The sequence below is a fragment of the Janthinobacterium sp. GW821-FHT03C10 genome, from assembly GCF_059420865.1.
Genome location: NZ_JBWKUN010000007.1, coordinates 64,564 through 86,537, shown reverse-complemented (window position 1 = coordinate 86,537; position 21,974 = coordinate 64,564). Strand labels below are relative to the sequence as shown.

The following is a 21,974-nucleotide window of genomic DNA, read 5'->3' as shown; positions in this document are numbered from 1 at the left end:
AATCGCGACGCGCAGTAGGTTTGGTTTGACGTTCCTGGTTTTCAGTTCCCGATGCAGCCGGGGGCCGCGTCGAAGGTGCGCAGGCCGGCGCAAATCAAATCGACGGGCAGGTTCATGGCCCAGGCGGCGGCCGCGACGGCCAGCACGCTGTCGACATTGCCGGCCGTGGCCGGTTTCAGCAGGTCCAGGCACAGCAAGACCGTTTCGATGCCGCCTTCGGCCAGCACGATATGGTTGCCGCGCACGAATACGGCGCGCTGGCCGGCGGCCAGTTGCGCCGCGATGGCGGGCAGGCTGCCATCCTGCGCATACAGGGTCACCGTGCCGTCGCACAGCTCGGCCAGTTCCAGCACGTGCGCGTTGGCGGCATTGAGCACGGCCACGCCCGTTGGCACCACCACGTCGACCTGGCTGCGCACGGCCTTGTACAGGCCCGCTTCGTCCAGCACGTCGAAATCCTTGACGCTATCGAGGCTGCCCATGTCCGTGACGATGCCGACCTGGCACTTGTCGTAGGCCAGGCCTTCGGCCAGGATCATGCGGGGATTGCTCTCGAACAGGGCCGTCTGCACGGTGCGGTTGAGCAGCAGGCGCTGGCCCGCGTCCCAGTTCACGCAATCGCTGCTGACGACGCGGCGCTGGTCCAGATACATGCCTTCGCTGCAGACGGCGCCCGTGTGCAGGCCCGACAGATTGAGCAGTTTGCACAGCATGCGCACGATCAGGCTGGCACCGCGCGTGCCCGTCACGCCGATCAGCGGAATGCGGCCCGTTTCCTCTGGCGCGAACAGGTGGTCGACGATGGCCGCACCGACAGGGCGGGGCTGGCCCACGCCCGGCTTGATATGCGCCAGCAAGCCTGGGCTGGCATTGACTTCGATGATGGCGCCGCGCTGCTCTTCCAGCGGACGCGTGATGTCGGTGGTGACCAGGTCGATGCCGGCGATATCGAGGCCCACCACGCGCGCGGCCAGCAGGGCCGCATGCACGACGGACGGGTGCACGTCGTCCGTGACGTCGATGGCCACGTTGCCGTTCGGCTGGATCAGCACTTTCTGGCCCGCCTGCGGCACGGACAGGGCGGTCATGCCCTGGCGCTGCAGTTCCAGCACGATTTCGCCCGATTCATGCGGCTTGACGGTGCCCAGCGGGAAATCCTCGCCTTCGCCGCGGCGCGGATCGGTATTGATCTGCGTGTTCACCAGTTCCAGCACGCTGGAAGTGCCGTCGCCGTCGACCCACAGGGATTCGCCCTTGGCGGCCGCGATCAGCTTGTTGCCGACGACGAGCAGGCGGTGCTCATCGCCCGTGATGAAGCTTTCCACCAGCACGGCCGAGCTGTCGCCCTTGCGCGCGGCCAGTTCGTAGGCCGCCTTCACGTCGCTTTCGGTCATCAGGTTCAGCGATACGCCGCGGCCGTGGTTGCCGTCATACGGCTTGACGACGACGGGCACGCCGATGTCCTGCGCTTCTTCCCAGGCCGCTTCGGCGCTGCGCACCAGGCTGCCTTCGGGCACGCGCACGCCGCACGATTTGAGCAGGAATTTCGTCAGGTCCTTGTCGCTGGCGATGCCTTCGGCGATCGCGCTGGTGCGGTCCGTTTCGGCCGTCCAGATGCGGCGCTGCGCGGCGCCGTGGCCCAGTTGCACCAGGTTGCCGTCGTTCAGGCGCAAGGAAGGGATGCGGCGCTCGGTGGCGGCATCGACGATGCTGGCCGTGCTCGGGCCCAGGCAGCGCGAGTCGACCATGTCGCGCAGCGGCGCCAGGGCCGCTTCCAGATCGTAGGCTTCATCGTTGATGGCGGCCATCAGCAGTTCGCGCGCGGCGGCCAGGGCGGCGCGGCCCACGTGCTCTTCGCGCGTGCGGAAGGCCATCTTGTAGACGCCGCGCTGGCTCGTCGAGCGCGTCTGGCCGAAGCCCGTGCGCATGCCGGCCAGGTTTTGCAGTTCCAGCACCACGTGCTCGAGGATGTGCGCCGACCACGTGCCTTCGCGCAGGCGCTCGAAAAAGCCGCCCCGTTCGCCCACGCCGCAGCGGTGTTCGATCATGCCTGGCAGCCACGCCACCAGGCGCTCGTACAGGCCGGGCAGGGTATTCGATGGATAGTCTTCCAGTTCGCCGATGTCGACCCAGGCTTCAATCACCGGGCGGTAAGTCCAGATGTTGGGGCCGCGCAGGTGGGTGACGCGGGCAAATTCGATGTTCTTCTTCTTGATCATGTAAGTGGTTTCTTGATAACAAGCCAGGCGTCTGGGCGCCAGATACTTTATGTTGGCTTTACAGAGTCTTTTCAGGCTCGTGCTTGGTTCTTTATCCCGGGTATGCGCAGTGTGCCACTTTTAGCGGCCTCTTGTCGCGTTTGCTTCTCGTATTCTGCTGGTGTTGTCATTCTAATTGTTACTAATTGTTGCCATACTTGTTATAAAGTTACCGACTCCGGGCCAAGCTGGAGCATTTGCGCAACAGCGGGCTGTTGTATACTTGCCTCGGTACCATGGCTGCGCATTTTTTTGCTCCGTTTTGCCATCATTCCTTACCGGCAGGCATCCATTCGATACAATACAGGAAATTGCCACTGGTGCATCTACCTCGCCATCGCGCAGTACACAAACATTGATCGGGCGTCTGCCCCATCCCCCAAATCCCGCCCTGAAGGGCTTGGCCTCGAGCCGGAGTATGCTTTACGATGACAACTGAACTGAGTGTTCCTGCAACAACTATTCCCCTCACATCGCTGCCGGCGCCTGTCGCAGAAGCCTGGCTGGCGGAAGTGGAGAGCAACCTTTCTCCAGGGGAGAACGTTTTAAGTAGCGTTGAGGTTGACCTCGATGCGCGATTACGTTTCACAAAAGGCATAATTGTTGTCACCGAGAAGCGTTTACTGGCCCGTTCACCGGGCGATACCACTTGGAAAAGTTGGTCTTTCCGCCACGGACTGCGCCTGACGCACCATGACCACGCCGGTGTCGGCCACCTGGAATTGTTCGACGACCACGGCCGCCTGGCTTCGTGGCGCTTCACCCTGGGACAGAACCTGCATGCGATCCGCGTGCTGGAACAGTTCGTCGAGCGCCTCGACAGCCACCTGACGGGCCAGCCCGTGCTGGAAGCGGAGCAGGAAGTGTGTCCGAGCTGCAAGGCGCCCTTGGAGCCGGAACAGGAAGAATGCCCGATCTGCGCCAAGGTGCTGCATACGCCGCCATCGACCTGGACCCTGTTCCGCCTGTGGCGCTTCGCCCACCCCTACCGTGGCCAGCTGGCGCTGGGGTTCATGCTGATGCTGCTCTCCACGGCAGCGCACATGATTCCGCCCTACCTGACGGCGCCGCTGATGGACAATGTGCTGATCCCGTATCAGAACGGCAAGCACATCAATCCTTGGCTGGTGGTGTACTACATGAGCGGCTTGCTCGGTTCGGCCCTGCTGGCCTGGCTGCTGGGCTGGGGCAAGACCTATGTGCTGGCCCTGGTGTCCGAACGCATGGGCGCCGACTTGCGCTCGGCCACGTATGAACACCTGATGAAGCTGTCGCTGGAATTCTTTGGCGGCAAGCGCACGGGCGACCTGATGGCGCGCATCGGCAGCGGCAGCGACCGCATCTGCGTCTTCCTCTCGCTGCACCTGCTCGATTTCGCTTCCGACGTGCTGATGATCATCATGACGGGCGTGATCCTGTGGTCGATGAACCCGTGGCTGGCCATCATGACCCTGGCGCCGCTGCCGTTCATCGCCTGGATGATCCACCTGGTGCGCGACCGTTTGCGCACGGGTTTTGAAAAGATCGACCGCGTGTGGAGCGAAGTGACCAACGTGCTGGCCGATACCATCCCCGGCATTCGCGTAGTCAAAGCGTTTGCGCAGGAAAAGCGCGAAGCGGCCCGCTTCCGCGACGCCAACGCGCACAACCTGGCCGTCAACGACAAGTTGAACAAGGTCTGGTCGCTGTTCTCGCCCACTGTTTCCTTCCTGACGGAGATGGGCTTGCTGGTCATCTGGTGCTTCGGTATCTGGCAATTGTCGCGCGGCGAAATCACCGTCGGCGTGCTGACCGCCTTCATCGCCTACAGCACGCGTTTCTATGGCCGCCTCGATTCGATGAGCCGCATCGTTTCCGTGACGCAGAAATCGGCTTCCGCCGCCAAGCGCATCTTCGATATCCTCGACCACGTGTCGAGCGTGCCGGAACCGGCGCAGCCTGTGAAGCTGGAGAAGGTCGAAGGCAGGATCGATTTGCGCGAAGTCGGTTTCCGTTATGGCAACCGGGCCGTCAACCGCGGCATCACCCTGAACATCAAGGCGGGCGAGATGATCGGCCTGGTGGGCCACAGCGGTTCGGGCAAGAGCACCCTGGTCAACCTGATCTGCCGTTTCTATGACGTGTCGGAAGGGGCGATCCTGCTCGACGGCGTCGACATCCGCTCGTTCGCCGTGTCCGACTACCGCCGCAATATCGGCCTGGTGCTGCAGGAGCCGTTCCTGTTCTTCGGCACCATCGCGGAAAATATCGCCTACGGCAAGCCGCACGCGACGCGCCAGGAAATCATCGCCGCCGCGCGCGCCGCGCATGCGCACGAATTCATCCTGCGCCTGCCGCAAGGCTACGATTCGATGGTGGGCGAGCGCGGCCAGGGGCTGTCCGGCGGCGAACGCCAGCGCATCTCGATCGCCCGCGCCCTGCTGATCGATCCGCGCATCCTGATCATGGATGAAGCGACATCGTCGGTGGACTCGGAAACGGAAAAAGAGATCCAGAAGGCGCTCGACAACCTGGTGCAGGGCCGCACGACGATCGCCATCGCGCACAGGCTGTCGACCCTGCACCGGGCCGACCGCCTGGTGGTGCTGGACCGGGGCCAGGTCGTCGAAGTGGGCAGTCACGATGAACTGATGGCGAAGGAGGGCGCCTATTTCCGCCTCTACGAAGCACAGGCGCGCAACAACGAACTCGCCCTGGATGACAAGGAATAAGCATGGCCAGTACAACTTTTACATTAAGCCGCGACCCCTTCGGCAAGCTGGTGATGACGGACGCGGACGGCCAGGTCTTTGAAGGCGTGGCACCCGTGCGCGCCTTCCCCATCCAGTCGCCGGACGAGGGTATTTCTCTGGTGCTGGGCAACGGCAAGGAGGTGGCGTGGATCGACCGCCTCGACGCCTTGCCGGAACCGGCGCGCAGCCTGCTGCAGGAAGAGCTGGAAGGACGCGAATTCATGCCCGAGATCGCGCGCGTGAAAAGCGTCTCCAGCTTCGCCACGCCCTGCACCTGGTACGTCGACACGGACCGGGGCGAGACGCAGTTCGTGCTGAAAGGCGAGGAAGACATCCGCCGCATCGGCGCCGCGTCGCTGCTGATCGCCGACAACCACGGCATCCATTTCTTGATCCGCGATATGTTCAATATCGACAAGACGACGCGCAAGATTTTGGATCGATTCCTGTAAGCGTCGGACTTAGCTGAAAACCGCTGCCAGCAGCGGTTTTTTTTCGTCTGCCGGGCATGAAAAAAGCCGCACAGGCGTGCGGCTTTCGAGGGTAACGCCGGCAACCCTTTTCAGGCCGCCGGCGATTGCGCTGCATTACATGAACTTATAGCCTGCGCCGATGTAGAAGTAGCGGCCGCGCACGTTGTACAGCTGGGCAAAGCCCAGGGTGCCGTACTGGTTGCCCGCGCCCATCGCGCTAAACGGTGGCATCTTGTCGAACAGGTTCTTGATGCCGGCCGTGAAGGTCAGGTTTTGCATCGCCACGTACTGGCCCGTCAGATCTACTTCGGTGTGCGAAGGAATCGTGCGGGTACCCGGCTTGATTTCGTCGCGGCGCAAGTCCGAGTCGATCATGTCGCCCGTCGTGCGGATGACCAGGGAGCCGGACATATTATCCTTTTCCAGGCTGGCCGTGAACGTGTTGCGGTACTTCGGATTCATGAACGTCTTCAGCGTGCTTTGCACCGGATCGGTTTCCGTATCCTGCGTTTCCATGCGGGTGTAGACGGTGGATGCATTACGCAGCGTGAACTTGCCGAACATCGTTTGCGGCGAGGTGTAGCGCAGGTCCGTATCGAAACCGCGCACTTCGGTGGTGGCCAGGTTCTGGTTGTTCAGCAGGATGCGCGCATCGCCATTCTTGATTTCCACATTGCCGCGCTCGATCGCCTTGGTTTCCGTCAGGGTGCCGATCTCGTTCTTCTTGTCGATCTTGAAGTAATCGATGCTGACCGTCAGCGAGTTCACTGGCGAGAACACCATGCCCAGGTTGTAGGTCTTGCCCGTTTCAGGTTTCAAGTCCTTGTTGGAGCCGGAGACCTGGTAGTAGGAGAAGTTGGTGCAATTGCCGGAAATCGAAGGGAAGGCATTGCAGATTTCCTTGTCGTTCGTCGTATAGGCACCCGCATCGACGCCGCCATACATCTGTTTCAGCGATGGCGCCAGGTAGCTGCCCGCATACGAACCGCGGAACATCAGGTTGTTCAGCGGCTGATAGCGCAAGGCCAGTTTCGGGCTGGTCTTGCTGCCGACATTCGAGATGTCGTCATAGCGCAGGGCGACCTGCGCTTCGACGTTTTTCAGGAAGGGAATCGACAGTTCGCCGAAGATGCCCTTGGAATTGCGGTCCGCCTTCACGGAGGCTTGCTGGATGCTGCCGAAGACCAGGCCATCGATCTGGTTCTGGTCGGGTTGGTCGCTCAGCGTTTCCTTGTTGTACGACACGCCGACGGCGTAGGCCATCGCACCGCCTGCCAGGTCCATGATCGGCGCCGATGCCTTGGCGTTGAAGAAGGTCAGTTCCGACTTGCCGGCGCGCGTAGGCGTGAGGCGAATCTTGTCGACGGCGGCCTGCGGGTTGTCGGTGCGGGTCGGGTTGATCGAACCATTGGCGATTGCTTCGTTGAACAGGTCGTAGTGTGCGTAGTTCGAATCGCGGTTGGTGGCCTTGCTCACGCCCTTGCCGATGGCGACGTCCCAGTCGATGCCGCGCGTCGTGCCTTCCAGCCCCGTCGAGAACTGGGTCATCGTGCCCTTGCGGTTGGTCTGGCGCGGACCCATTTGCATGAAGCGGCCGGCGACGGTCTGGTTGCCGACCTTGAAGTTGCCTGGCGCAGGCTGGGACGAAAAGTCATCCTTGCTTTCGGAATACGTAAATTCCGCAAACGCGCGGATGCTGTCGCTGATTTTCAGGCTGCCGATCAACATGCCGCTGACGCGGTCGGCGCCGTTGGTGGAGGTCAGCAAGGTCTTGTTGACGTCGAAACGGCAGGAGCCGTCGCTCAAATCGTCCGGTGGGCATGGCACCAGAGTGCCGCCGCCGGCGATATTGCCGCTAGGATGGAAGCCGCTGCGGCCATCCGGACCGCCAAAGCGGCGGAAGTCGGCCGAACGGGTCAGCTCGCGGTCCTTGCGGTAGATCGGATCGCGCTTGAACACGTCGACCGTGGCCAGCACGTTGAAGCCCTGGGTGTCATAGTCGCCAAAACCGTACACGAGGTTGGCGGTCTTTTCCTTGGCATCCGAGCGCGAGCTTTGGCCATAGCTGGCTTTCGCTTCCAGGCCCTGGTAGTTCTTTTTGGTGATGAAGTTCATCACGCCGGCAACCGCATCGGCGCCATAAATGGCAGAACCGCCATCCTTCAGGATTTCGATGCGTTCCAGCGCGCTCAGCGGGATGGCGTTGACGTCGACCGCGGCGCCCGCGCCCGAACCGTCAGCCAGCGCATTGGTCGGCAGGCGGCGGCCGTTCAAGAGGATCAGCACGTTGCGTTCGCTCAAGCCGCGCATCTTGATGTTGGTGGTGCCGGAGCCGGAAGGCGAGCTGGCGCTCAGTTCACCCTGGTCATTGATGTCGATGGAGGCCAGATTCTTGATCAATTCGGCAACGCTGGTGGCGCCCGTGCGCTCGATATCTTTCTTGCTGTAAATTTCCACCGGCGCGGCCGTTTCGGCATCCACGCGCTTGATGGCGGAACCGGTGACGACCACGCGCTGCAATTTCTCGTCAGCCTTGGCATCCTGCGCTTGGGCGGCCTGGTGCATGAAGCCGGCGCCCATCATCAAGGTGCCCGCAAACATCATGCGCAGGGATTTGCTTAATTTCTTTTCGATCATTGTCTATCCTCCAACTAGGAAACTTTAGTTTCCTTAGGGTTTTATTTAGCTATTTGAAATTATTTTCAAAATGACCATGTTTTCAAATTTAATATTTTAAATTTGCAATTCATCAGACCATTTTTTGAACTTGACTGTCAAGAACTGCCGAGTATTTGTGCGTGTGCACAGCGAAAGTCAGAATGATCGTGGATGAATTTTATTTATGGTTGGCAGTAAAGCATTAAATTTCAAATGTTAAATAAATTAAATTTGCCATCTGGGAAAATGATCGTTGAAAGTTTGGTATTCGCCGCTTGCCTGTCTAGACAGCTGTTGTTTTTTTGTGACGACATTTGCGCCGGTTTAAGCAGGGGCGCGGCAGGGCAGGGACGGGGCGGCGGGCCAAAAAAAAGCCGCCCGGGGGGGGGGCGGCTGGCTTAGGGGGGGGCGGCGCAGTTTACTGAAACGCCACTTCCGCAAAGCTGCGCAATTTGCGGCTGTGCAGCCGGTCCACGCCCTGGCGGCGCAGCAGTTCCACGGCGCGGATGCCGATGCGCAGATGCTGGTCGACCCGTTCGCGGTAGAAGTGGTTGGCCATGCCGGGCAGCTTGATTTCGCCGTGCAGCGGCTTGTCGCTCACGCACAGCAGGGTGCCGTACGGGACGCGGAAACGGAAGCCGTTGGCGGCGATCGTCGCGCTCTCCATGTCCAGCGCGATGGCGCGGCTCTGGCTGAAGCGGCGCTCCGGCGTACGCTGCGGCAGCAGTTCCCAGTTGCGGTTGTCCGTGCTGGCCACGGTCCCCGTGCGCATGATGTGTTTCAGGTCGTGTCCCGTGAGCTGGGTGATTTCCGCCACGGCCGTTTGCAGCGCCTGCTGGATTTCCGCCAGCGGCGGGATCGGCACCCACAGCGGCAAATCCTCGTCGAGCACGTGGTCTTCGCGCACATACGCATGCGCCAGCACGTAGTCGCCCAGGCTTTGCGTGGTGCGCAAGCCGGCGCAATGACCGAGCATCAGCCAGGCATGCGGGCGCAGCACGGCGATATGGTCGGTGATGGTCTTGGCATTGGCCGGTCCCACGCCGATATTGACCATGGTGATGCCGCTGCCGTCCGCGCGCAGCAGGTGGTAGGCGGGCATCTGCGGCAAACGCGGCGGCGCGGCGCCCAGCGCATCTTCGCTTTCCACCGTCTGGCCGACCCGGCGCGTGACCACGTTGCCCGGTTCGACAAAGGCGACGTAGCCGTCGTCGTCCGATGGTGCGGCGGCGTCGGGCGCGCGGTCCATCATGGCGTGGCCCAGGCGGATGAATTCGTCGATGTAGAACTGGTAATTGGTGAACAGGACGAAGTTCTGGAAGTGCTGCGGCGACGTGCCGCTGTAATGGCGCAGGCGCTGCAGCGAGTAGTCGACGCGCGGTCCCGTGAACAGGGCCAGCGGCTGCGCTTCGCCGTGCGCCGGTTCGTGCGTGCCGTTGGCGATGCCGTCGTCCATGGCCGACAGGTCGGGCAGGTCGAACAGGTCGCGCATGGCCAGGCGGCGGCCCGCATCCATATTGCCTTCGATATGGTCATGCTCGGCGAACGAGAAATGCACGGGGATGGGCTGGGCGCTCACGCCCACTTCCAGGTGGACCTTCTGGCCGCTGTTATGGTTTTTCAGCAGCAGCGTGAACTGGTCCAGGTAGTAATCGCCGAACAGGTCGGGGCGCGTCAGCGTGGTTTCAAACACGCCGGGGCCGGCGACGAAGCCGTAGGCCAGCGGCGAATCGGCGCGCGCCACGGTGTCGGTCTGGATGCGCACGAAGGGGTAGCAGGCGCGCACCCGCTCGTGCATGTCTTCGCCGGCGACAAAGCGCTGCAGCGCGTCGCGCAGGTGTTCGATGCTGCTGCGGTAAATGGCTTGCACCTGTTCCAACGCCAGGCGTGGATCGTCGAAGCGGGAGGAGGCGATGAAGGGGGGCGTAAGCAAGCGGATTCTCCTTGTGGCGGTTCGTGCATACCATTGTAAGGCAGCAAGGCAACTCATGTTGGCGCATGTCGGGGGCGCTTGACGGATTCAAATAGAATCTGTATTCTATTTGAATGGTCAGACTCGCCAAATTCAACGAAAACAACTTTATCGACAGCGCGATCGCCGTCGCCGCCCAGTGCGGCGTGGGCGCCGTGTCGATGGCCGCCATCGCCGTCAAGGCCGGCGCACCTATCGGTTCCGTGTATCACCGCTTCGATTCGCGCAACGCGATTCTGGCGCGCGCCTGGCTGCGCGTGAAGAGCGACTTCCGCGAGGAGGTCGCCAGCCGCTGGCTCGGCGGCGACACCTGGGCTGGCGTGCACGGCCTGCTGGACTGGTGCCGGCGCAAGCCCGTGTATGCGCGCTTCCTGCTGCAATGCGAGGACAGCCCCGATTTCTGCAGTGGCCTTGGCGAGGAATTGCTGGCCGCCGTGGAAGAGGAACAGGCGGCGCTCGACGCCTGCTTTGCCCGCTGCGCCGAAGCCATGCCCGCCACCAAGGAGCTTGATCTCGATCACATGCTGCTCAAATTCGTGCTGATCGACGCGCCCGTGGCCGTCGTCAAGCCTTACCTGACCCAGGAGCGGCCGATACCGGCCAGCGTCGACGCCATGCTGCGCGCCTCGCACGACGCCGTGCGCGGCTGGGCGACCCAAACCATCACACACTGACAAAGAAAAGAATCCCCATGCGCTATTCCACCCAGCTTGAACACGGCAAGAAAATCCCCCTGCACGACGAAGAAGGCTTCATCGGCATGCGCGCGGCCGGCCGCATCGCCGCCGACACGCTCGACTACATCGCACCCTTCGTCAAACCTGGCGTGTCGACGGCCAAGCTCGACGCCCTGTGCGAGGAATTCATGCGCGCCGCCGGCGCCATCCCCGGCACCATCGACTACCACGGCTACAAGCACGCCAGCTGCATCTCCGTCAATCATGTGGTCACGCACGGCATCCCGTCCGAAACGAAGATCCTCAAAGTGGGCGACATCCTGAACATCGACGTGACGCCGAAGTTCCAGGGCTGGTTCGGCGACACCAGCCGCACCTTCAAGGTGGGCGCCGTGTCCATCCTGGCCAACCGCCTCGTCAACACGGCGTATGACGCCATGATGGCCGGTATCCACACCGTGCGCCCGGGCGCGACCCTGGGCGACGTGGGCGCCGCCATCGAGGCGGTGGCCAAGGCGCAGGGCTTTTCCTCCGTGCGCGACTTCTGCGGCCATGGCGTGGGCCAGGTCTTCCACGACACGCCGCAAGTGCTGCACTATGGCCGCGCAGGCACGGGCATCGTGCTCGAACCGGGCATGATCTTTACGATCGAGCCGATGCTCAACGTGGGCAGCTACCAGGTCAAGGTCTTGCCCGACAAATGGACGACGGTGACGAAGGACCGTTCGCTGTCGGCGCAGTTCGAGCACTCGCTGGCCGTGACGGAAACGGGCTTTGAAATCTTCACCCTGACCGGTTCGACCGAGCCGCTGGTGTAAGCATGGATGACGCGCGCCGGCAGCAGCTCACCGAGATCGTCGCCGCGAAAGCCGGCGTGGATGCTGCCTGCGCGGCGCGCCACCTGGCGCTGCATGACGGCGACGTGGCGGCCGCCCTGCGCGGCATCGACGCCGAGCGCTATACGCTGACGCAGCGCCTGCTGAACAAATACCGGCACGATCCGGAAGACGCGCTGCAGCACGTGGCGCTGGCCGTGCAGCAGCAGGAGCAGATCGGCACGGACAGCGTACTGCGCGCCGCGCGCATCGCGGCCCTGGCGCCGCCCGTCGCCGGCGTGGTGCTGCTGGCCGAGTGGCTGGCCTATGTGGACTGGGAAGGCTTCGACAGCGCCCTGTACCTCAATATCGATACGGTGGCGGCGTTCATTGCCGATGAATTGCTGCTGCCCGAGGCGGCCGCCAATCTGCTGCAGGCGCGCGACGAAACGGTGTTCGAGGCGCAGCGCCCTTCGCTGGCGGCAGCGGCCTTGCTGTTCATCGAACGCCACATCGCGCTCTTTCCCTGATAGCGGCCTGCGTCTTACAATGGCGGCAAGCACTGTTGCCCCATTTTGAAGACTTCCGCATGAGCGATTTTCCCGAAGATATCTACACCGAGCCGTCCGCCGACGTGCATACCCTGAACAACCTGGGTCCGTTGACCGGCATGGCCGGCATCTGGACGGGCACGCGCGGCCTGGACGTCAAGCCGAAAGCCGACGGTCCGCGCAAGCAGGCCTTCGTCGAGCGCATCGAACTGCAGCCGATCGACCCCGTCACCAACGGTCCGCAACTGTTCTACGGCTTGCGCTACTACATCCACATCACCAAGCCGGATCAAGTGAAAACCTATCATGAGCAGGTGGGCTACTGGCTGTGGGAGCCGGCCACGGGCGCCGTGATCCAGACCCTGGCCATCCCGCGCGGCCAGATCGCCATGGCGTCCGGCACGACGACGGCGGACGCCACCAGTTTCGAACTGGAGGCCAAGCGCGACTCGACGGCCTACGGCATCTGCTCGAATCCTTTTCTCGAACACGCGTTCACCACCGTCGAATACCGCATCAAGGTCGATATCCACGCCGACGGCACCTGGGGCTACGACGAGGACACGGTCATGCTGATCCGCGGCAAGGATGAACCGTTCCACCACACGGACCGCAACCTGCTGACGAAAATCGGCGAACCGACGCCGAACCCGATGGCCTTGCAGGCGCTGGCGGCGGCCGCTTAAGGCTGTCCCTGGGCGACGGCCTTGATCGCGCGCTCCTCGCCCATGGCGGCGGCGATCTTCCAGCGCTGCATGGCGCTGGCACGGTCGGGGCGTTTCAAGCCCGCGCCTTCCCAGTCCATCAGGCCCAGGTTGTAGATGTCGCCCGCGCTGCCCTTGTCGGCGGCCAGGGTGAACCATTTGCGCGCCTCCTTGTGGTTGACGGGAATCTGGTAGCCGCGCACGTGGTACAGGCCCAGCAAGTGCATGGCTTGCGCATTGCCCTTGTTCGCGGCCTGTTTCAGCAGGTCGAGTCCGCGCGCCATGTTGCGCGGCTCCTGCCAGCCTTCGGCCAGCATCACGCCCTTCGCCGTCAAGGCATAGCTGTCATTCTTCACCAGGCCCTTGCCGATCAGCGGCTTGGCGGCCACCTGGCGCGCTGCGCGCTGCTGCGCCGTCGGCGCCGTGACGGGGCCGGGTTTTCCTTCGCCCATCAGCAGCATCCAGCCGTACAGCCCATACGCGCCCGCGTCGCCCTTGCCGACCAGGCTTTCCAGCATGGCCAGCGCATGCGCCTTGTCGCCATTTTCGTACAGCTTGACGGCCTTGGCGGCACTTGCGTCCTGCGGCACGGCGGCCGGCGCATGGGGCGCGACGGGGGCCGAGGCCATGGCCGCCTCCTGCGGCGGCGCAGCGGGACGCACGCGCACGGGCAAGCCATAGCTGGCGGCCAGCACGGCGACGCTGGCGGGCGCGAGGATCAGCACTTGCGCCAGCTGGTTGCGGCGGCCCTTGCCGGCGATGCCCATGGCCCGTTCGGCCTGCCGCTCGCCGCCCAGCGCTTCGCTCAGCACGCTTTTCACCTTGCGGTTGAACAGCCAGTAGCCGGCGCCCGTGACGAGCAGGCCGGCGACGGCGGCCGTGCCGTGCCCGGCGAAGAACCAGGCGGCGATGGCGGCGGCCAGGGCGGCCAGCGCGCTTTTCCACCAGAATTGCTTGGCCAGCCGCGTGTAGACCTGGCGCAGGGCGCCCAGCACGCAGGTACGCACATTGTTGGCATAGTCGGCGGAGACGACATCGACGTGGGCGTGGTCCGCGTCGCCGCTGAGGACAGACTCGATCACGTCCGCATTCAGCTCCGAGGCGGCCACGTCGCGCAGCGGCGTGAGCAAACCTTGCACGTGGGCCGAGAACAGGCCGTCGTCGGCGCTGCCGGCCAGCGCGTCGCTGAGCGCTTTGAGGTCGCCGCGCAGCAGTTTTTCCACGATGTCGTCCAGGGTCAGCCAGCGCAAGTCCGTGCCGTACGCCACCAGGTGGTGTTTTTCTGCGTTGCACGATGCGTCCAGGCGCACGATGCGCAGCTTGGCCGCATACAGGGCGTCGACTTCCTGCGGCTGGTCTTCATTGTAAATGCTCACTTTCGCCAGGGCCAGGCTGCTGGCGATGGCGGCCAGTGAGTGCACGCTCTCCTTGTCGCGGATGCGGCGCGCGTCGTCGGGCGCCTGCTTGGGCAGGCTGACGCTGTAGCCGGGCGCCACGTGCACGTCGACCCAGGCCGCCTTGCCCACCTTGCCGGAACCGTCGCACGGGTTGCAGCGCAAGTCGCCCACGCCGCTGCAGGTGCGGCACGTGACCTTGCCGCTGGCGCGGCAGGTGCCGCAATTGATGTTGCCGGAACCGTGGCAAGTGTTGCAGCTGACCTTGCCGTAGCTGCAATGGTAGCAAGAGCGGTATTCGGTGCGGTACTGGGGCCGCGTTTCGCTGTGGTAGCTCGTATGCGAGCTGCCGTTGCTGTAGGTGGTAGTGGGCACTTGCACCGTGATGTAGTCGGTGACTTGTTCGGCCACCGTGCCGCTGCCGCTGCAATACGAGCACGACACCTTGCCGCTGCCGTAGCAGCCGTAACCGTCGCAGCTGACGGTGCGTCCGCCGTGGCAATTCCAGCACGTTTCCGTCGTCGCGCCGTGGCAGGTGTGGCAGCCGATGCGGCCTTTGCCGGAACAGGGGCTGCAGGTATCGAGGTGCCAGTACTTGACGGCGTGCGGCAGATACACGCCCGCTTCGATGGCGTTGTAGGCCTGGCCCGCCTGGCGCAGGGCAGCGTCGAGCTTGCCCGCCGCGCGGCGCAGCCGCTCCTTTTCCTGCGCGTGAGCGAGTGCTCCCACCTCGTGGGAGCCACAGCGGCAGTCATTGCCCGAGGGCGTGAAATAGCCATTGATGACGCGCTGCTCGAAGCGCGCCTCCAGCGCGTAATTGGCCTGCAGGGAAAAATCCTGCAGCACGTCTTCCTCGCCCAGCGGCGTGATGTCGTGTGGTTCGAAGCGCGTCTTGTCCTGCACCAGGGTGCGCAGCTTGCCCAATACGGTGGGTAGGTCTTCCTTGCCGGGCTTGATGGGCGCTGGCGCCGTCACGGCCGTCTCTGTCACCTGCGGCGTATCCTCGCTGCCTGGGGTGTCATGGGCCGTTTCAGTGCTGGAATTCATGCGCGCGTCCTTTTGCTCTCTGGAAAGATGTTTGAATTTTAGCATCCCCATATGACAAACCATGACAAAGCGGACCCGCTTTTTCAGCGCAGGCCGCGGCGGAACTGGTCCGGCGTGCCGCCGCTCTGGCGGCGGAACATGGCGATGAAGGCGGAGGCCGTGCTGTAGCCCAGTTCCAGCGCGATCGCCTGCACGGTTTCTCCCTGTTCCAGCAGGGGCAGGGCGGCCAGGAAGCGCTGGCGCTGGCGCCACTCGCCGAACGGCATGCCCAGCTCGCGCTGACAGCGGCGCGCCAGGGTGCGCTCGGTAACATGCAATTGCGCGGCCCACTCGGCCAGTGAGCGGTTACTTCCCGGCTCCGCCTGCAGGGCGGCCAGCAAGGCCGCGATCACGGGTTCGTCGCTGCCGGGCAGGTAGTTGCGGCTGCACGGCGCCAGCTGCAGCTGGTCGACCAGCACCTGCGCCAGGCGCTGGTCGGCCTCGGTGGCGGGCGTGGTGACGCCCCTTTCGGCGAAGTCGCCGAGTATGGCTTTGAGCAAGGGACTCAGGACCAGGGCGCACGGCTGCGCCGGCAGCTGCGCGCACAGGCTGGCATCGATGTAGGCAGAGTGAAACACGACATCCTGGCGGATATAGCCGTCGTGCAAGGTCTCGGGCGGTATCCACACGGCGTACTGGGGCGGCGACAGATAGCGCTGGCCCGCCACCATGATTTCCATCACGCCCGTGGAGCAATACGTGAGCTGACCCCACGGATGGCTCTGGTAATCGAACTGCTGGTGCGCGTGGTAATCGTCGAGGCGAAAGTACACGGGATAGGGCAGGGCGTCGGAAACGGCGGGGAAATGCTGGTTGCTGGCCATGGTGTGTCCTGTTTTGTCCTGTTCTTCGCATCGTTTGTCCGGTTTTCATTATATCCATGGAATCGGACCATGCGAAAATGGCGCTCATTGAATCGTGGAGTCTTTGCATGAACCCCAAGCATTATCTGTTGCCCGTGATCGCCGTGCTGATCTGGGCCATCAATACCATCGTCAGCAAGCTGGCCGTCGGCGTGATCGATCCGGCCGCCATCTCGTTTTACCGCTGGCTGCTGGCCGGCGTGCTGCTGGCATTCGTGTTTGCCCGCCCCGTGTGGAAGCAGCGCTCCGTGGTGAAACCGTATCTGGGGAAACTGTTTGTGCTGGGTATGTTGGGCATGGTCATGTACCAGTGCCTCGCCTACATCGCCGCACAGACGACAACGGCCACCAACATGGGCATTTTGGCGTCGATGATGCCGCTGCTGGCCGTGGGCCTGTCCGTGCTGGTGCTGAAGGAGGCGCCTACCGTGGGCGGTGTGTTCGGCGGCATCGTGTCCTTGCTGGGACTCGGCTATCTGCTCAGCCATGGCGACCCGGCCGCCCTGCTCGCCCATGGCGCGGCCGTCGGCGACGCGCTGATGCTGCTGGCCTGCCTGTCGTATGCGGGCTACGGCGTGCTGCTCAAGCGCTGGAAGATTCCCCTGAATAACTGGCATTCGCTGCTGATCCAGGTCTGGTGCGCCGTGCCCGTGCTGTTCGTGTATTACCTGAGCCAGTCCGCGCCGCCCGTCACGGGCGCCGGCTTGCCGCTGGTACTGTTCGCCGGCATCCCCGCCTCCATCATCGCGCCGTTTTTGTGGATGCATGGCCTGGCCAAGCTGGGGCCCAGCCGCGCCACCACCCTGATGAACCTGCTGCCCGTGTTTACCGTCATCATCGCCATGCTGTTCCTCGGTGAAACCTTGCACGGCTACGATGTGATCGGCGGCGGCGTGACCCTGCTGGGCGTGGTGATGGTGCAAACGCTGAAGCGCCCCCTGCGCCGCGCCAGCGCCTAGTTTTTTTGCTATGCTGATGTTTTTCACAAGGAGCCATCATGCCGGACATTGATACCCTGTTGAGCGAACTCGAAGCCTTCGGCAGCAGCAACGATGCGGCGCACACGGAACGCGCCAGCCGCATGCTCAATATCACGCGCGACACGGGCGAATTGCTGGCCGTGCTCGTGCACGCGCGCGGCGCGCGCCGGCTGCTGGAAATCGGCACCTCGAACGGTTACTCGACCCTGTGGCTGGCGCGCGCGGCGCAGGCGCTGGGCGGCAGCGTGGTGACGGTGGAAAAGGCGCAGGATAAGTTCGACATGGCGCATGACAACTTTGTGCGCGCCCAACTGCAAGGCGTGATCGGCCAGCTGCTGGCGGACGCGGGCGACGTGCTGCGCGATGCGGCGGACGGCGCCTACGATTTCATCTTCCTCGATTCCGCGCGCCAGCAATATGAACAATGGTGGCCGCAGCTGGACCGCGCACTGGCGGCCGGCGGCGTGCTGGTGGTCGACAACGCCAGCTCGCACTACGCGGACATGGCGGGCTTTATCGACGCCATCCGCGCCGACAGCCGCTACACGACGTGCCTGGCGACTGTCGGCAAGGGCGAATTCATCGCCGTCAAGTCGGGCAATTGATTACGCTGCGACGATAGCCGCTTCCAGCACGCGCACCAGCGATTCGACGCCTTGCGCGTCGACATCGTCGAAACGGCCGACCAATGGGCTGTCGAGGTCGAACACGCCGATGATCTGGCCGTGCGCAAACACGGGCACCACCAGTTCCGAGCGGGAATTGACGTCGCAGGCGATATGGCCGGGAAAGGCGTGCACGTCCTGCACGACGATGGACTTGCCTTCGACCACCGTGGTGCCGCATACGCCGCGGCCTTTCTTGATGCGGATGCAGGCCGGCTTGCCCTGGAACGGCCCCAGCACCAGTTCCTCGCCCTTCAGAAAGTAGAACCCGGCCCAGTTCAAACCGGGCATGGTGTGGAAGACCAGCGAACTGAAGTTGGCCGTATTGGCGATGAAGTCGGTTTCGCCCGACAGCAAGCCTTGCAGCTGCGAGCGCAGGTCCGCATACATGGCTTGCTTGGCGGCGGGGGTATCGGTGCCGTAGGCGGCGTCGCTGATGGTAAACGTCATGGTCGTGGTGGGGCGCAAAATGGGGAAGGCGTTATGGTAGCGCGTCCGGCGCATCCGCGTGTGGCCCTCACTTGTGCAGGTGTTCCTGCGCCAACCGGCGCAGCAGGGGCAGGGCCGCATGGCCGTGTTCCTCCCGCCAGGCCAGGCCGATGCCGGCCGCCAATTCCTCGCCCTCCAGCAATGGCCGGTAGGCCACGCCGGCCAGGCGCAGCGCGCGGAACGAGTCGGCCAGCAGCGCCATGCCCTTGCCGGCCGCCACGTCGCCGAGCAGCACATGGTGGTCGGGCGCCTCGCGCAGGAAGGCGGGCGCGAAGCCATGGCGGCGAAACACCTGCCGGCAATGGTCGAAGAAGGCGGGCTGGCGCGCCCGCTCGAACCAGTAGACGGATTCCTGCGCGATATCAGACAGGCTGAGCTTGCGCTTCTTCGCCAGCCGGTGCCCGGCGGGCAGGGCCAGCATCATGGGCTGGCGCGCCAGCGGCTGCACGGCCAGATCGAAGGTGGCGCTGGGCAAGGCGAGCAGGGCGGCGTCGAGCTGACCCTTGCGCACGCTAGCCACCAGGCGCGGCGAGGGCGCCGCCGTCAGTTCCAGGCGGACATTGCCCAGTTGCGCCTCCAGCGCCGCCAGCAGGGGGCGGAACAGACCGGCCGCCACGGAGCTGGTCAGGCCCAGGCGCAGGCGTGCCGGGGCGGCATCGCGCTGCAGCGACGTTTGCGCCGTCTCCAGCAAATCGAGGATGTGCAGCGCCTGCGGCAGCAGGGTGCGGCCCGCTTGCGTCAGGGCGACGCCCTGCGTGTCGCGCTCGAACAGGCGCGCGCCCAGTTTTTCTTCCAGTGTCTTGATGGCGCGCGACAATGGCGGCTGGGTCATGTGCAATTGCTCGGCCGCCTGGCGGAAGTTCAGGCAGCGGGCGACGGCGCAAAACAGGGTCAGGGCGTGGGTATCGAGGGCTCTCATACCAGAAAGGTATCACGAAATCGCGCATTCCCCTGCCAGCCGGCACGGCCTAGACTGGCTGCATCGAGTCAACACATGAGGAGAGCAGCATGCAACAACGACGCATCGGCCATAGCGGCTTGAACAGTTCGGCACTGGGTCTGGGCTGCATGGGCATGTCGGAATTCTATGGCGCCACGGACGAGGCGCAATCGCTGGCCACGCTGGAAGCGGCCCTGGCGGCGGGCGTGACCCTGTTCGACACGGCCGACGCCTACGGTTTCGGCCACAACGAGCAATTGCTGGGACGTTTCCTGGCGCGCCACCCAGGGCAAGCGCTGGTCGCCACCAAGTGCGGCCTGGCACGCGAGGCGGGCAGCTATGCGCGCCGCGTCGACAATGCCCCCGCCTACATCCGCCAGGCGTGCGAGGCGTCGCTGGCGCGCCTGGGCGTGGACACCATCGACCTGTTCTATCTGCACCGGCTGAACCTCGATACCCCGCTGGCAGACTCGATGGGAGCGCTGGCGCAATTGCGGCAAGAAGGAAAGATTCGTGCCGTGGGCCTGTGCGAAGTGAGCGCCGCCACCTTGCGGCGCGCGGCGGCGCTCTGCCCCGTGGCGGCCGTGCAGAGCGAATACTCGCTGTGGACGCGCGAGCCGGAGCAGGGCGTGCTGGCCGCCTGCCGCGACGTGGGCGCCAGTTTCTTTGCCTACAGTCCGCTGGGGCGCGGTTTCCTGACGGGCGCCATCGCCGATGCGGCCAGTCTCGACGCAGGCGACTTTCGCCACTTCAATCCCCGTTTCGCGGCCGAGAACCTGGCACGCAACCAGGCCATCGTCGCGCAGGTCAGGGAGATTGCGCGCGCAAAAGGCTGCACGCCGGCCCAGCTGGCGCTGGCCTGGCTGCTGGCGCAAGGCGACGACATCATTCCCATCCCCGGCACCAAGCGCATCGCGTATTTGCACGACAACCTCGGCGCGCTGGCCGTGCGTCTGGACGGGAGCGAACTGGCGGCGATGAACGCGGCCTTTCCCTTGGGCATGGCGGCGGGTGCGCGCTACACGGAGGAAGGCATGAAGGGCGTGGATGCGTGAAAAAAGTGGGTCTAGCGTACGCCAGCGTACCTAACTGACGCTTTTCCTGCGGGATAATCCACGACGATCTGCTAGCATCTGGCAGGTTGCACCGTGTTCAACGGTCAGGTATCCGATGAGGTGAATGTTGTTAGATGACGATATTTTCGATATAGAACTGAAGTTATTGCTTGAGGGAATACTGCTGCGCTATCAGCACGACTTCCGCGATTATTCCGTGGCGTCCCTGCGCCGGCGCATGCGCCAGGCCATGGAGCGTTTCGGCTGCGCCAGCCTGTCGCAATTGCAGGACCGCATCTTGCACGAGCCGGCCATGTTCGCGCAGATGCTGCAATTCTTTACGGTGCAAGTGAGCGAGATGTTCCGCGATCCCGCGTATTTCCGCGCCTTGCGCGAAAAAGTCGTGCCCATCCTGCACACCTATCCCTCGATCAAGATCTGGGTGGCCGGCTGCAGCAGCGGCGAAGAGGTCTGGTCGCTGGCCATCTTGCTGGACGAGGAAGGCTTGCTCGAGCGCAGCATGATTTATGCGACCGACATCAATGTCGAGGCGCTGGCCGCCGCCGAAGCGGGCATCTATCCGGTCGAGCGCATCGCCCAGTTCAGCGAGAATTACCAGCTGGCGGGCGGCAGGCGCTCGCTGTCCGACTATTACACGGCCGCCTACAAGGGCGCCATCTTTGACCGGCGCCTGCGGCGCCAGTTCGTCTTTGCCGACCACAGCCTGGCGACGGACAGCGTGTTTTCGGAGGTCCATATGGTTTCCTGCCGTAACGTCATGATTTACTTCAATAAAGACTTGCAAGACCGCAGCCTGGGCCTGTTCCATGAAGCGCTGGTGAACCGGGGCTTCCTGGGCCTGGGCATGAAGGAAAGCCTGCATTTCAGCCGCCACGCAGCCAGCTTCAACGAGCTGAGCCCGGCCGAACGGATCTTCCAGCGTGCCTGACATGTTGCCGACCTGCGACGTGGCGCCGCCGCCAGCGGGCCTGCGCCTGATCGCCATCGGCGCTTCGGCCGGCGGCGTGGAAGCGCTGGGCATCGTGCTGCGCGCCTTGCCCGCCACCTGCCGCGCCACCGTGGTGGTGGTGCTGCACCTGGCGCCGGGCCGCTCGAGCCAGTTGCCGCATCTGTATGCGGAACGCTGCCAGCTGCCCTTGCGCGAAGCGCAGGACAAGGAACCGCTGCAAGAGGGCACCGTGTATTTCGCGCCGCCCGATTACCACCTGCAAGTCGAGCCCGATGGCTGTTTTTCTTTGTCGCAGGAAGAGCCCGTGTATTTTTCGCGTCCTTCCATCGATGTCTTGCTGGAAACGGCTGCGTATGCCTACCGGCGCGCCATGCTGGCCATCATCCTGACGGGCGCGTCGGCCGATGGCGCGGCGGGCCTGGCGCGCGTGCGGCAGCTGGGCGGCAGCGCCTGGGTGCAAGACCCGCAGCGGGCCAGTTGTGGCATCATGCCGGCCGCCGCGCTCAAGCGTGCCGGCGCCGACCGCGTGCTCGATTTGCCGCAAATGGCCGCCAGCCTGGCCCTGCTGGATGACACGGGGGACAAGTGAATGGGGGCATGACAGTGCGTGTAATATATGCAAAGACTGAAACAATATTAATTTCCATATCAAAATATTATGGCACTTGCCGTGACGATGCCTGAAGACTGAT

The 21,974-nt window shown here is 63.8% G+C and carries 18 protein-coding genes; 11 read left to right on the top strand and 7 right to left on the bottom strand.

Annotated features, from left to right (window positions below):
- Positions 1-41: 41 nt before the first annotated feature.
- Positions 42-2,219, bottom strand: coding sequence for a cyanophycin synthetase (locus AC07VH_RS22430; RefSeq protein ID WP_475415616.1), 2,178 nt, complete (start codon positions 2,217-2,219; stop codon positions 42-44).
- A 467-nt stretch (positions 2,220-2,686) separates the two neighbouring features.
- On the opposite strand from AC07VH_RS22430, the gene AC07VH_RS22425 reads away from it, so the two are divergent.
- Positions 2,687-4,969 carry a cyanophycin metabolism-associated ABC transporter gene (locus AC07VH_RS22425; protein ID WP_494789008.1) on the top strand — a complete coding sequence of 761 codons (2,283 nt, stop codon included), beginning with the start codon at positions 2,687-2,689 and terminating at the stop codon, positions 4,967-4,969.
- A gap of 2 nt (positions 4,970-4,971) precedes the next feature.
- The gene (locus AC07VH_RS22420) at positions 4,972-5,442 is read left to right on the top strand and encodes a cyanophycin metabolism-associated DUF1854 family protein (RefSeq protein ID WP_475415614.1); all 471 of its coding nucleotides are present in this window, start codon (positions 4,972-4,974) and stop codon (positions 5,440-5,442) included.
- 135 nt (positions 5,443-5,577) lie between these two features.
- Here AC07VH_RS22420 and AC07VH_RS22415 read toward each other — a convergent pair whose 3' ends face one another.
- Positions 5,578-8,100 (bottom strand): TonB-dependent receptor, encoded by a 2,523-nt coding sequence (locus tag AC07VH_RS22415; protein ID WP_494789007.1) that lies wholly within the window; start codon positions 8,098-8,100, stop codon positions 5,578-5,580.
- 439 nt (positions 8,101-8,539) lie between these two features.
- Positions 8,540-10,054, bottom strand: a complete 1,515-nt coding sequence (locus tag AC07VH_RS22410) for an AMP nucleosidase (protein WP_494789006.1) — start codon at positions 10,052-10,054, stop codon at positions 8,540-8,542.
- 113 nt (positions 10,055-10,167) lie between these two features.
- On the opposite strand from AC07VH_RS22410, the gene AC07VH_RS22405 reads away from it, so the two are divergent.
- The 4 genes from AC07VH_RS22405 to AC07VH_RS22390 are packed head-to-tail and all read left to right on the top strand — an operon-like array spanning position 10,168 to position 12,822.
- Positions 10,168-10,767 (top strand): TetR/AcrR family transcriptional regulator, encoded by a 600-nt coding sequence (locus AC07VH_RS22405; protein WP_474292289.1) that lies wholly within the window; start codon positions 10,168-10,170, stop codon positions 10,765-10,767.
- A gap of 17 nt (positions 10,768-10,784) precedes the next feature.
- On the top strand, positions 10,785-11,588 hold the full coding sequence (map, locus tag AC07VH_RS22400) for a type I methionyl aminopeptidase (protein ID WP_100874007.1): 804 nt from the start codon (positions 10,785-10,787) through the stop codon (positions 11,586-11,588).
- A 2-nt stretch (positions 11,589-11,590) separates the two neighbouring features.
- Entirely contained in the window at positions 11,591-12,115 is a 525-nt protein-coding gene (locus AC07VH_RS22395) for a hypothetical protein (protein WP_494789005.1), read from the top strand.
- Between the two features lie 59 nt (positions 12,116-12,174).
- Positions 12,175-12,822 carry an FABP family protein gene (locus tag AC07VH_RS22390; RefSeq protein ID WP_494789004.1) on the top strand — a complete coding sequence of 216 codons (648 nt, stop codon included), beginning with the start codon at positions 12,175-12,177 and terminating at the stop codon, positions 12,820-12,822.
- On the opposite strand, the gene AC07VH_RS22385 is transcribed toward AC07VH_RS22390, so the two are convergent.
- Together AC07VH_RS22385 and AC07VH_RS22380 are read right to left on the bottom strand one after the other, a co-directional pair.
- On the bottom strand, positions 12,819-15,281 hold the full coding sequence (locus tag AC07VH_RS22385; protein ID WP_494789003.1) for a tetratricopeptide repeat protein: 2,463 nt from the start codon (positions 15,279-15,281) through the stop codon (positions 12,819-12,821). The genes AC07VH_RS22390 and AC07VH_RS22385 overlap by 4 nt on opposite strands.
- A gap of 83 nt (positions 15,282-15,364) precedes the next feature.
- Complete coding sequence (locus AC07VH_RS22380; protein WP_475415609.1) at positions 15,365-16,144, bottom strand: AraC family transcriptional regulator; 780 nt, start codon at positions 16,142-16,144, stop codon at positions 15,365-15,367.
- 107 nt (positions 16,145-16,251) lie between these two features.
- On the opposite strand from AC07VH_RS22380, the gene AC07VH_RS22375 reads away from it, so the two are divergent.
- Both AC07VH_RS22375 and AC07VH_RS22370 read left to right on the top strand, forming a co-directional pair.
- The gene (locus AC07VH_RS22375) at positions 16,252-17,142 is read left to right on the top strand and encodes a DMT family transporter (protein WP_494789002.1); all 891 of its coding nucleotides are present in this window, start codon (positions 16,252-16,254) and stop codon (positions 17,140-17,142) included.
- Between the two features lie 38 nt (positions 17,143-17,180).
- Complete coding sequence (locus tag AC07VH_RS22370) at positions 17,181-17,768, top strand: O-methyltransferase (RefSeq protein ID WP_475415607.1); 588 nt, start codon at positions 17,181-17,183, stop codon at positions 17,766-17,768.
- On the opposite strand, the gene AC07VH_RS22365 is transcribed toward AC07VH_RS22370, so the two are convergent.
- Positions 17,769-18,278: a GAF domain-containing protein gene (locus tag AC07VH_RS22365; RefSeq protein WP_494789001.1), complete on the bottom strand. Its 510-nt coding sequence runs from the start codon at positions 18,276-18,278 to the stop codon at positions 17,769-17,771.
- 67 nt (positions 18,279-18,345) lie between these two features.
- Entirely contained in the window at positions 18,346-19,236 is an 891-nt protein-coding gene (locus AC07VH_RS22360; RefSeq protein WP_494789000.1) for a LysR family transcriptional regulator, read from the bottom strand.
- A gap of 89 nt (positions 19,237-19,325) precedes the next feature.
- On the opposite strand from AC07VH_RS22360, the gene AC07VH_RS22355 reads away from it, so the two are divergent.
- From AC07VH_RS22355 to AC07VH_RS22345, 3 genes are all read left to right on the top strand, one after another.
- Entirely contained in the window at positions 19,326-20,312 is a 987-nt protein-coding gene (locus AC07VH_RS22355) for an aldo/keto reductase (protein WP_475415604.1), read from the top strand.
- Positions 20,313-20,436: 124 nt separating this feature from the next.
- On the top strand, positions 20,437-21,261 hold the full coding sequence (locus tag AC07VH_RS22350) for a CheR family methyltransferase (RefSeq protein WP_475415603.1): 825 nt from the start codon (positions 20,437-20,439) through the stop codon (positions 21,259-21,261).
- A 1-nt stretch (position 21,262) separates the two neighbouring features.
- Positions 21,263-21,871: a chemotaxis protein CheB gene (locus AC07VH_RS22345; RefSeq protein WP_494789066.1), complete on the top strand. Its 609-nt coding sequence runs from the start codon at positions 21,263-21,265 to the stop codon at positions 21,869-21,871.
- Positions 21,872-21,974: the final 103 nt, after the last annotated feature.